The following is an 11,412-nucleotide window of genomic DNA, read 5'->3' as shown; positions in this document are numbered from 1 at the left end:
CTAGTCCGAGGTGATGCCCGGCGGCGCCGGGGCGCCGGCGACCTGGAAGGCCCCGCCGACGGCGTCCTCGTCGCGGATGGCGGCGACCAGGACCTCGGCCAGGTCGCCGCGCGGCACGGGTCCGGGTGCGACGTCCTGACCCAGCAGCACCTCGCCGGTCGGCAGGTCGTCGGTGAGCAGCGTCGGGCGCAACGCGGTCCAGGCCAGGCCGCTGGTGGCCGCGAGCGCGACGAGCTCGTCGCCGTTCCAGGCCCCCGGGACCAGCAGGAACCGCGTCACGCCCGCGCGCCGGGCGGCCTCGACGACCACGGCCGGCGAGGTCGGGGCGAGGTGGATGACAGCGGCACATCCGCGCAGGGCGTCGGCGACCGCGGCCGGGCCCTGCTCGAGGTCGACCATCCGGACCTCGGCGCCCAGGCGTTCGAGGCCGGCCCGAGCCGCCTCGTTGCGCGCGACGGCCACCGGCGGGGCCTTCTCGCGACCGGCCAGCAGCTCGACGACCAGGCGTCCCAGACGGCCCGACGCGCCGACCACGGCCACCCGTGGGCTCTCGGGCCAAGCGTCCGGGGTCGCGCGGGTCCACCACGGCAGCGTCGTACCGGTGAGGACCGCGAGGTGCGGCTGCCGGGCGGCGAGCCAGCCCACGGCCGCGGTGAAGTCGGTGTGGCCGGCCTCGCCGACCAGGACCGTGCGGACCTGGGTGGGCGTGAGCGACAGCAGCCGGGCGGGCGCCGCGAGGTGGGTGGTCTCGAACGGGGCGTCGTCGAGCAGCCGGTCGTCGGCGAGGGTGAAGCGCAGCACCTCGAGCGGTACGTCGCTGCCCAGCGCCTTGGCCGCCCGCAGGTCGAGGGTCGTGTGGCTGACCGCCCTCACCCAGCCCCACGGCACCGTGGACCAACCGAGGTGGTCGGGCACCTCCTGCTCGGGGTCGTCGGAGACGACGATGCCCTCGCGCAGGTGGAGCCCGTCGCCGTCGAGCCGGGCGAGCAGCTCGGGCTCGGCGGCGGCCCGTAGCCCGCGCACCGAGCGCGCGCCGACCGCGGCACCGTAGGCCCCGACCCCGCCGATCACGGCCGCCGCGAAGGCATCGGCACCGCCGACGTCCTGGGTGAGCAGCCCGACGAGGCACGCGAGCGCGAGCATCGCCATGAGCACCGTGAAGGCCACGGCCATGCCCGTCAGCCAGCGCAGGCCACTGGTCGGCGTCGTCCGGATCTCGAAGGCGTCGGTGGCGCTCACCCCGCGAGGACCCCGAGCAGCCGGTTGACGGGGGTGTCGAGGCTCCATCGCGCCACGAGGTCGACGAGCCGCTCGGGGTCGGCGGGCGTGCTGGGCAGTGCGGTGCGCGAGCGGTCGAGGTCGATGTCGCGGGCGACCGCGACGACCGTCGGCGCCACCGCCAGGTAGTCGCGCGCGGCGTTGATCTTGGCCCGCGGGCCGGTCGCGAGACCCGACCCGGGATCGGCCGCGGCGGCGACGATGCCGTCGAGGTCGGCGTACTTCTGCAGCAGGGTCGCCGCGGTCTTCTCCCCGACGCCGGCCACGCCGGGAAGCCCGTCGGAGGCGTCGCCGCGCATGGTGGCGAAGTCGGCGTACTGGCGGGCCTCGATGGCGTACTTGTCGCGCACCCACTGCTCGGTCACCTGCTCGTGGCGCCCGACGCCCTTGCCGATGTAGAGGATGCGGACGGCACCCCCCTCGGCAGAGTCGTCGACCAGCTGGAACAGGTCGCGGTCGCCGGTGACGACGTCGACCGGCTGGCCCGCGCCGGTGGCGAGGGTGCCGATGACGTCGTCGGCCTCGTAGCCGGGGGCGCCGATCACGCAGATGCCGAACGCCTCGAGCACCTGCCGCAGGATCGGCACCTGCACCCCGAGCGGGTCGGGCACCTCCTCGACGTCCGGGGCACTGGCCACCTCCTCGACCACGCGGTGCGCCTTGTACGACGGGATCAGGTCGACGCGCCACTGCGGCCGCCAGTCGTCGTCCCAGCAGCACACGAGGTCGGTCGGCTGGTACTGCTCGACGAGCCGGCTGATGTAGTCGAGCATCCCGCGGACCGCGTTGACGTTGGTGCCGTCGGGGGCGGCGTACTCGGGCATCCCGAAGAACGCGCGGAAGTACATCGAGGCCGAGTCGAGCAGCAGCAGGCGGCCAGGGTCGGTGGGGGTGCCGGTCACCCGGCGCATCCTGCCACGGCGTCCAGCGGCCGCGGTGCTACCTCTGCGGCGTCGACAACTACTAGGGTTCGACCGGTGACGACCGAGCTCGAGGCCACCGACCGCAAGATCCTGGAGCTCCTCGCCGCCGACGGCCGGATGTCCTTCACCGACCTCGGCAAGGCAACCGGGCTGTCGACCTCCGCGGTGCACCAGCGGGTCAAGCGGCTCGAGCAGCGCCGGCTGATCCTGGGCTACGGCGCGACCGTCAACCACGAGGAGGTCGGCCTGCCGCTGACGGCCTTCATCTCGATCCGCCCCATCGATCCCTCCCAGCCCGACGACTCGCCCGATCGGCTGCGCGCGATCAACGAGATCGAGTCGTGCTGGTCGGTGGCGGGGGAGGAGTCCTACATCCTCAAGGTCCGCGTCTCGACGCCCGCGGCGCTCGAGGACCTGCTGGCTCGCGTGCGCGCCGCGGCCAACGTGTCGACGCGCACGACGATCGTGCTGTCGACGCCGTACGAGACCCGGCCGGTGGTCGGGGTCTGAGGGGCCTGGCCCGCGGCGGCGACTTCAGGGATTGCCTGTTCACCGGGGAAGTCTGAAGTTCCCAGGCAATGCATTGCCTGCGAAGTTCAGAGGTCCCCGGCTCGCAGGCAATCCCTTAAGGGGTGGCCCAGACCTCGGTCCGCCGAGCCGGACGCTCAAGCAGCGGCGGGAACGAACTTCGCCCGGATCCGGTCGGCGGTCTGGCGAGGCCGGGCGAGGTCGGCCCAGACGACGCGCACGCACACCCACCCGGTGAGCCGGCAGATCATCTCCTCACGGCGCTGCTCGCGCACGACGACGTCCTTGGCCGACTCGCCGTCCCCGAGCAGACGTCCGTACTTGATCTCGCCGTCGAACTCGACGAAGACGCCGAGGGACGGCCACGCCAGGTCGACGCGGGCGACCACCCTGCCGCTCTCGTCGCGGACCTCGTAGTTGACCTCGGGTGCGGGAAGCCGCTGCGCCCAACACAGGTAGCGCAGCCGGGTCTCGCCGACGGACTCGGCGCGTGCGTCGGCGAGGCGCAGGATCAGGTCGGTGTGGAGGGTCTCGGGCCAGTCGTTCATCAGGGCGTAGCGCGTCGCGAGGCGCTCAGGGTCGGTCAGCGTTCGGTGAAGGAGGTCGTCGATGACGACCAGGGAGTGCTCGACGTCGAGCAGCGTGGTCACCTCGAGCGCCGTGCGCGTCGCGCTCATCACGAACAGACCGTCCCGGTCCTCGACTTCACCATCGAGGATGGTGCCGCAGTGCTGCGAGATGCCGGCCTCCTTGCGACCGGAGCGCTCGTCGCGACGGGTGAGGTCGACGTAGGTCAGGTCGACGTCCCACAGCGGAGCTGCCCACTCGTTGGCCGAGCTCTTGTGGCTCAGGACGACCTTGGTCCTCGCCTGGCGCACGGCGGCGCGGCAGCGCACGGCGTAATGCTGCTCCTTGGTCATCTCGTCCCAGGTGGCGCCGTCGCGATAGGCCCCGTGACGCACCCGCCGCCACTCGCCGCTCTTCACGAGCGCGCTGATCGCGTGGTCGTGGTAGCCGAGCGCCTCGGCCTCCCGGCGCAGGAAGACGCCGTAGCGATCGCAGATCTGGAGCAGTGCGGGGTCCATGACGGCGATCGTGTCGCGGATGAGGTCCGCCGGCACCCTTGCGCGCGCCGCCTGTGGATAGCGATCGCGAACCGCGCGCTTCAGGGATTACCTGTTCACCGGGGAAGCCTGAAGTTCCCAGGCAATGCATTGCCTGCGAACTTCAGAGGTCCCCGGCTAGCAGGCAATCCCTGAAGCGGCGCGCTCGACTCAGTAAGCCTGCAGCGCCGCCATCCGACGCGACGCCTCGGCCACCTCGGCGGCCTTGAGCGCCGACGTGTCGAGGTCGCCGTGCTCGGCCCACCACGCCTGGCCCTCGGCGGGCAGGGTGTGGATCGGGTCGTAGTACTCGTAGGTGCTGCTCATGTCGTGGCCCTCGTCCATCTCGATCGAGGTCCGGTAGTTCTTGGTCCAGTGCGAGATGCCGCGCACCTCGTCGTACGACGCCAGCTGGTGCACCCAGCGCTTGCCGACGAACGGCACGTCGCACACGATGCGCGGCGTGGCGAAGCCGGGCAGGTAGCCCATGATGTGGTGCTGCAGCCGCTGGGCGTCACCGACCGAGACCCGCCAGTGCTCCGAGTACGGGATCATGTCGCACATGTAGAAGTAGTAGGGCATGATCTGCGCCCCGTCGAGGAGCGCGAAGCACAGGTCGAGGAGCGCGTGCGGGTCGGCGTTGACGCCGTTGAGCAGCACGCCCTGGTTGCGTACGTCGCGCACCCCGGCGTCGAGCATCGCGCGGGACGCCTCGGCGACGAGCGGGGTGATCGAGTTGGCGTGGTTGGCGTGGGTGTGGATCGCGATCGACACCCCGCGGCTGCGGGCGATGCCGGCCACGCGGGCCATGCCCTCCTGAACCTCGGGCTGCAGCCAGTGCTGGGGGAGACCGACCAGGGCCTTGGTGGCCAGCCGGATGTCGCGGATGTTGTCGATCTCAAGCACGCGGGTCAGGAAGTCCTCGAGCCGGGCCCACGGCATGTTGGCGACGTCGCCGCCGGAGACCACGACGTCGCGCACGCTCGGCGTACGGCGCAGGTAGTCCATCATCGAGGCGAGCCGGTCGGTGGGCTTGGCGACGAACTTGAGCTTCTCGACGGTCGGGGTCGAGTTGCCGACGAGGTCCATGCGCGTGCAGTGGCCGCAGTACTGCGGACAGGTCGGGAGCAGCTCGGCGAGCACCTTGGTGGGGTAGCGGTGCGTCAGGCCCTCGGCGACCCACATGTCGTGCTCGTGCAGCGAGTCGCGGGTGGCGTGCGGGTGGGAGGACCAGTCGGTGCGCCGGTCGCTGAAGACGGGGATCATGTAGTGGCGCACCGGGTCGGCGTAGAACGCGTCGGTCAGCGAGCCCGGACCGCCGACGGCGGCGTGCGGCGCCATGGTGTTCATCATCTGCGGCGGCACGAGCATCGACATGGTGGCCCGCTCGGCCTGGTCGCGCTCGAGGTCGGCGTAGAACCGGTCGTCGACCAGGTCGCCGAGCAGCTCACGCAGCTGCTTGACGTTCTTGACGCAGTGGGCGCGCTGCCACTGCACCGACGCCCACTGCTCGGCGGTGACGTCCTTCCAGCCGGGGAACCGGGTCCAGTCGGGCTCGACGAGCTCGACCCGCTGGTAGGGGTAGGGCTGGCCGTTGTCCAGGCCCAGGGACAGGCTGGTCTCGATGCTCATGGCGACTCTCCGTGCCTCGCTGATCTGCGCCCAGGGCGCCGTGTGACCTAGGCTACGGGCAGAACGTCCGGCTCGCACATCTCCACGCCGGAAGATCTTCGGTTACCAGTACTTAACGAAGGACGACTGTGATCTCACCCGAGAGCGACCCCACCGGACTGCACCGGGTGCTGGACCGGCCCCCCGTGCTGCCGCAGGCTGCCCAACGCCTCGACACGCGCCGCGAGCTGTGGCCCGACGAGGTGCGCATCCGCGTCGAGCGGCTCAACCTCGACGCCGCGTCCTTCCGCCAGCTCGAGCGCACCCACACCACCGACGGGGTCGTCGACGGTGACGCGATCCGCGCGGCCGTCCTCGACATCGTCGCCACCCGCGGCAAGATGCAGAACCCCGAGACGGGCTCCGGCGGGATGCTCGTCGGCACGGTCGAGGAGGTCGGCCCCGACTCGCCGCTCGGCCTGGCCGTCGGCGACCGCGTCACCACGCTGGTCTCCCTCACGCTGACCCCGCTGGTCCTCGAGGACGCCCTGGCCTCGTGGGACGGGCTGGGGGAGCAGGTGCCGTGCGACGGCTACGCCGTCCTCTTCGGCCGCTCCATCGCCGCCGTCATCCCCGACGACCTGCCGGTGCCGCTCAGCCTGTCGGTGATGGACGTGTGCGGTGCGCCCGCCCTGACCGCCCGCATCGTCGGCGAGTACGCCGCCACCGGCCGCGATCCCGTGGTGGCGGTGGTGGGGGGCGCGGGCAAGTCCGGCTCCCTCAGCCTGGCTGCCGCCCGCGATGCCGGCGCCGCCCGCACCATCGGCGTGGTGCCCCACCAGGCCGAGTCCGAGCTGCTCACCGGCGCAGGGCTCGCCGACGAGGTCACCATCGCCGACGCCCGCGACCCCGTCGCCCTGCGCGACGCCGTGGAGAAGGCCGGCGGCCCGGCCGACGTCACCGTCGTCTGCGTCGACGTGCCCGGCTGCGAGGGCGGCGCCGTGCTGGCGACCGCCGACGGCGGCACCGTCGTCTTCTTCTCCATGGCCACGTCGTTCTCGGCCGCCGCGCTCGGCGCCGAGGGCCTGGCCGCCGATGTGCGGATGCTCGTCGGCAACGGCTTCGTGCCGGGCCACGCGGCGTACGCGATGGACCTGCTGCGCCGCACCGACGGCGTACGCCGGCTGTTCGAGAGCAGGCTCTGATGGCCGCGCGCGCTGCCAAGCGCGCCACCAAGCTCGACCTCGATCCCGCCACCGTCAGGCAGGCCCGCAGCCTGGCCCGCAAGGCCGGGCGCCCGATCGTGACCATGGCCAAGAAGCACACGACGGTGGCCGTCGAGCGCGCCACCCTGCGTCTGGCGGGCCTCGGCGGGGCCGACGACGAGGGCACCCCCTGGGTCAACCGGCTCATGGACACCGTGCGCGCCGACCTGCACGAGGTCGGCGGGCTCGAGCACGGAGTCGCACTGCCGGTCTGGGACGCCCTCCTGCGCGGCGAGGCCGACGACCTCGCGACCCTGGCCCAGAAGGCCGCGGCCGGCTCGGTCACCTTCCGCCTGCCCGAGGGCAGGGACGCCGAGCGGGCACGCGCGGCCAGCCGCCGCCAGGTCGTGCGGGGCCTGAAGACGGTCGACAAGCGCCGCCTCGAGCGCGATCGGATGATCAAGCGCCACGGAGACGCCCCGCGCCAGCCGTGGATCTACCTCATCGTCGCCACCGGCGACATCTACGAGGACATCCCTCAGGCCCAGCAGGCCGCTCGCGAGGGCGCCGACGTGATCGCCGTGATCCGCTCGACCGGTCAGAGCCTGCTCGACTTCGTGCCCGAGGGCGCGACCCGCGAGGGCTACGCCGGCACCTACGCGACCCAGGACAACTTCCGGCTGATGCGCGCGGCGCTCGACGAGTCGAGCAAGCAGCTGGGCCGCTACGTCCGCCTCACCAACTACGCCAGCGGGCTCTGCATGCCCGAGATCGCGGCGCTGGCCGGGCTCGAGCGGCTCGACATGATGCTCAACGACTCGATGTACGGGATCCTGTTCCGCGACATCAACCCGATCCGCACGTTCGTCGACCAGCGCTTCAGCCGCCAGGTCCATGCCCGCGCCGGCATCATCATCAACACCGGCGAGGACAACTACCTCACCACCGCCGACGCCATCGAGGCCGCCCACACGGTCACGACCAGCCAGCTGCTCAACGAGTACTTCGCCAAGGAGGCCGGGCTCGAGGACTGGCAGCTCGGCCTGGGCCACGCCTTCGAGATCGACCCCTCGATCCCCGACTCCTTCCGCCTCGAGCTCGCCCACGCGCTGCTGGCCCGTGAGGTGTTCCCGAACGCCCCGCTGAAGTGGATGCCGCCGACGCGCCACATGACCGGCGACGTCTTCAAGGGCAACCTGCTCGACGGGTTCTTCAACCTGGCCGGGGCGCTCACCGGTCAGGGCATCCTGCTCGTCGGGATGATGACCGAGGCCGTCGTGACGCCCTGGATCTCCGACCGCGACATCGCCCTGCAGAACGTCCGCTACGTGATGGAGGCCGCCGGCCGACTGCACGAGGACTTCCACCCGGCTCCGGACGGCGTCATCAACCAGCGCGCCCGCCAGGTGCTGGGGGAGTCGATCGAGCTGCTCGAGAGGATCGTCGACGACGGCCTGCTCGATGCCATCAGCACCGGCACCTTCGGGCTGATGAAGCGCCCGGCCGACGCCGGCCGCGGCCTCGACGGGGTCGCGGCCAAGTCCAGCGTCTACTACAACCCCGCCACGGAGATCCTCGACGCCCAGGAGGTGCTGTGATGAGCGACCCGACCGCTCCCGATCCGCTGCGGCCGGTGGTGCCCTACGGCGACACCACCGGCGACGCCATGGTGCAGATCAGCTTCACCCTGCCGATGCCGCACTCCAAGATCGCCGAGGGCTCGGCCCAGCAGCTGGCCAACAAGATGGGGATGGATCCCGCGCTGGTCGTGCACGCCAAGCCGATGGGACCCGACTTCACGTTCTTCGTGGTCTACGGGCGGGTCAACCACGTCGTCGACCCGAGCATCGTCCAGGTCGTCGAGCGCGACTACCCGCTGCTGACACCCAAGGAGGTCAACGCGGCCGTCAAGCGCTCGCTGCGCCGCCGGCTCACGGTCGTGGGCGCCTGCATCGGCACCGACGCCCACACGGTCGGCATCGACGCCATCCTCAACATCAAGGGCTTCGCGGGCGAGAAGGGTCTCGAGTACTACCGCGAGCTCAAGGTCGTCAACCTCGGCGCCCAGGTCTCGGTGCCCCAGCTCGTCGAGCGGGCCCGTGCCGAGAGGGCCGACGCCGTCCTGGTCTCGCAGGTCGTCACCCAGCGCGACGCCCACCTGCTCAACACCCGCGAGATGTCCGCGGCCTTCCGCGAGTCCTACCCCTCCGACAAGCGCCCGCTGCTCATCGTCGGCGGCCCGCGCTTCGACGAGAACATGGCCGGCGAGCTCGGTGTCGACCGCGTCTTCGGACGCGGTACGACGCCCGGTGAGGTCGCCTCCTTCATCGCCCACCGACTCGCCGCCACGAAGGTCGCCTGACATGTCCCTCCCGCCAGAGCCCCAGCCCCACCCCCAGCCGGTCGTCGGGACCCGCGTCGTCCACCGGCGCTACGTCCCCTACGCCCACGCCCACTACGCCGGCAACCTCGTCGACGGTGCCTACAGCCTCGGGCTGTTCGGCGACGTCGCCACCGAGCTGTGCATCGTCACCGACGGCGACGAGGGGCTCTTCGCCTCCTACTCCGACGTCCAGTTCAAGGCCCCTGTGCGGGCCGGTGACGTGCTGGAGGTCACCGCCGAGCTGGTCCGTGCTGGCACCCGGTCGCGGCTGATGGAGTTCGCCGTCCGCGTGGTCGCCCGGGGGGCTGCGACCGCGGAGCGACCGGGCCGGGCCGAGGTAATCGAGCCGCCGTTGCTGGCGACCACGGCCACCGGCACCGTGGTGGTTCCGGGCTGAGCCTCGGCGCGTCGTGTGCGACACGCCGTACGGGATGACTATTTCGAGGACTATTTCTCGTCTAGGGTCCTCGCGCTGACCTGCGATGATGGCCGTCGTCGCAGGTCAGACGCCGGTTGACACCCCCGAGAGCCCGCGCGAGCCTTGCCGCGTTCGCTCGTGCAGGTCGTGGCAGGCGGACCGACGTCCGAGTGGCCGTGTGCTCACCAGGTGTAGCGCCAACATCGTGGTGACGATGGTTCGCGGAGGTCGGTCCGCACCGCGAGAGCGACGCGGGAGGGCCCGCCCGGGCCGAGACAACGACGTCGTCACGACACCCAGTCGTGGCGGCGACGGCCGGAGCCCCGGTGGTCCCTCCCGCTCATGCACGCGGATCCTTCGGAGCCCACCACCGTGACGTTCCTGTGTGGCCACCCAGGGTCGCCCGGTAGCGTTGCCCCTCGTGCTGGCCCGCTCCCTCGTCGCGGCGCTCGCCGGGGTGGTCCTCTCGCTGGCCTACGAGCCGGTGGCCGTGGCCTACGTGATGCCGTTCGCGCTCGCGGCGTACGCCGTGTGCACGCGCGAGGTCCGCTCGCGGGCAGGCTTCCTGGTGGGCCTGGCCTTCGGAGTCGGGTTCTACTTCCCCCACATCCACTGGATGAGCCCGTCGATCGGGCTGCCCGCCTGGCTGGCACTGGCGTCCGTCGAAGCGCTGTTCTACGGGGTCCTCGGCGCCCTGTCGCCGGTCATCCAGCGGCTGCGGTCGTGGCCGGCGTGGCTGGCCGCCGCCTGGGTCGCGATGGAGACCATCCGCTCGACGTGGCCGTTCAGCGGGATGCCGTGGGGCCGGCTGGGCTTCGGCGTGGTGGACACCCCGCTGGCCCCGGCGCTGGCCTACGTGGGCGTCAACGGGGTCAGCATGCTGGTGGCGCTGCTCGGCTTCCTGCTGGCCCGGCTGCTGCTGTCCGCCCGGGGCGACGAGCGGCTGTTCGCGCTGGCCGCGGTCGTGCTGGTCGCGGCGGTGTCGGTCATACCCGCGGTGCGCCCCTGGACGCTCGACACGACGGGCACGGCCACGGTGGCCGCCGTGCAGGGCAACGTCCCCGGTCGCGGCGACGACGTCCTCTACGACGTCGAGCAGCTCACGCAGAACCACGTCGACGCGACCGTCGCGCTGGCCGACCGCGTCGCCGCGGGCGAGTCGCCGGGGCCCGACTTCGTCGTCTGGCCGGAGAACTCCACGGCCCGCGATCCCTTCGAGGACGCCGGGATCAACGCCGGCATCACCCGCGCGACCCAGGCCATCGGCGTGCCCGTGCTGGTCGGGGCCATCGTCGACGCGGATGCCGGCCACATCCTCAACCAGGGCATCGTCTGGGACCCCGAGACCGGTGCGGGGGACCGCTACGCCAAGCGGCACCCCGTCGCCTACGGCGAGTACATCCCGCTGCGCAGCGTCCTGCCCGACAGCCTGGTCAACAGCGGCCAGCTGGCCCGGATCCCGCGCGACATGCTGAGCGGGAGCCGCAGCACGCCACTGACCATCGCCTGCGTCGAGGTCGCCGACTCCATCTGCTTCGACGTCGCCTACGACGACGGCATCAAGACGCAGGTCGACCACGGGGCCGAGCTGCTGGCCGTGCAGACCAGCAACGCCAGCTTCATCTTCACCGACCAGATCGAGCAGCAGTTCGCGATCACCCGGGCCCGCGCCATCGAGACCGGCCGCTACGTCGTCGTCGCGGCCACCAACGGCGTCTCGGGCGTCATCGCCCCCGACGGCTCGGTCGTCGAGCGCACCCAGCGGCGCACCCAGGACGTCGTGGTCCAGACGGTGGACCTCAAGAGCGGCCGGACACCCGGGCTCGCGGTGGGGGAGGTGCTGCGGGCCGGCACCCCCGTGGTGACGGTCCTCGGCGTGCTGTGCGGGATCATCGTCGGCAGGCGCAAGCCGACGACCGCCGTCCAGCCGCCACCCAGGATCGAGGACCCCGACGCGTGACCC

At 71.8% G+C, this 11,412-nt stretch carries 10 protein-coding genes; 6 read left to right on the top strand and 4 right to left on the bottom strand.

Going from position 1 to position 11,412, the window contains the following annotated elements:
* A complete protein-coding gene (locus FJQ56_RS16055) occupies positions 1-1,239 on the bottom strand; it encodes an NAD(P)H-binding protein (RefSeq protein ID WP_140010594.1) in 1,239 nt (412 codons plus the stop codon).
* The gene (locus FJQ56_RS16050; RefSeq protein ID WP_140010593.1) at positions 1,236-2,189 is read right to left on the bottom strand and encodes a 5'-3' exonuclease; all 954 of its coding nucleotides are present in this window, start codon (positions 2,187-2,189) and stop codon (positions 1,236-1,238) included. The genes FJQ56_RS16055 and FJQ56_RS16050 overlap by 4 nt, the downstream gene beginning before the upstream one ends.
* A gap of 66 nt (positions 2,190-2,255) precedes the next feature.
* Here FJQ56_RS16050 and FJQ56_RS16045 point away from each other — a divergent pair, with 66 nt between their 5' ends.
* Positions 2,256-2,711, top strand: coding sequence for an Lrp/AsnC family transcriptional regulator (locus FJQ56_RS16045; protein ID WP_140010592.1), 456 nt, complete (start codon positions 2,256-2,258; stop codon positions 2,709-2,711).
* A 155-nt stretch (positions 2,712-2,866) separates the two neighbouring features.
* On the opposite strand, the gene FJQ56_RS16040 is transcribed toward FJQ56_RS16045, so the two are convergent.
* Together FJQ56_RS16040 and FJQ56_RS16035 are read right to left on the bottom strand one after the other, a co-directional pair.
* Entirely contained in the window at positions 2,867-3,814 is a 948-nt protein-coding gene (locus FJQ56_RS16040) for a type IV toxin-antitoxin system AbiEi family antitoxin domain-containing protein (protein ID WP_140010591.1), read from the bottom strand.
* Between the two features lie 189 nt (positions 3,815-4,003).
* Positions 4,004-5,464 carry a KamA family radical SAM protein gene (locus FJQ56_RS16035; RefSeq protein ID WP_140010590.1) on the bottom strand — a complete coding sequence of 487 codons (1,461 nt, stop codon included), beginning with the start codon at positions 5,462-5,464 and terminating at the stop codon, positions 4,004-4,006.
* A 128-nt stretch (positions 5,465-5,592) separates the two neighbouring features.
* Here FJQ56_RS16035 and kdd point away from each other — a divergent pair, with 128 nt between their 5' ends.
* From kdd to lnt, 5 genes are all read left to right on the top strand, one after another.
* On the top strand, positions 5,593-6,648 hold the full coding sequence (gene kdd, locus FJQ56_RS16030) for an L-erythro-3,5-diaminohexanoate dehydrogenase (protein ID WP_246084203.1): 1,056 nt from the start codon (positions 5,593-5,595) through the stop codon (positions 6,646-6,648).
* The gene (gene kamD / locus FJQ56_RS16025; protein ID WP_140010589.1) at positions 6,648-8,246 is read left to right on the top strand and encodes a lysine 5,6-aminomutase subunit alpha; all 1,599 of its coding nucleotides are present in this window, start codon (positions 6,648-6,650) and stop codon (positions 8,244-8,246) included. The genes kdd and kamD overlap by 1 nt, the downstream gene beginning before the upstream one ends.
* Positions 8,246-9,010, top strand: coding sequence for a lysine 5,6-aminomutase subunit beta (gene kamE / locus FJQ56_RS16020; protein ID WP_140010588.1), 765 nt, complete (start codon positions 8,246-8,248; stop codon positions 9,008-9,010). Before kamD ends, kamE begins: the two co-directional genes overlap by 1 nt.
* 1 nt (position 9,011) lies before the next feature.
* Positions 9,012-9,428 (top strand): 3-aminobutyryl-CoA ammonia lyase, encoded by a 417-nt coding sequence (gene kal / locus FJQ56_RS16015; RefSeq protein ID WP_140010587.1) that lies wholly within the window; start codon positions 9,012-9,014, stop codon positions 9,426-9,428.
* 442 nt (positions 9,429-9,870) lie between these two features.
* Positions 9,871-11,409, top strand: a complete 1,539-nt coding sequence (lnt, locus tag FJQ56_RS16010; RefSeq protein ID WP_246084202.1) for an apolipoprotein N-acyltransferase — start codon at positions 9,871-9,873, stop codon at positions 11,407-11,409.
* Positions 11,410-11,412 lie beyond the last annotated feature (3 nt).

This window comes from Nocardioides plantarum (assembly GCF_006346395.1).
Classification (GTDB): Bacteria; Actinomycetota; Actinomycetes; order Propionibacteriales; family Nocardioidaceae; genus Nocardioides; species Nocardioides plantarum.
The sequence above is the reverse complement of the archived record's forward strand: the minus strand, read 5'-3'. Positions and strand labels throughout refer to the sequence as shown.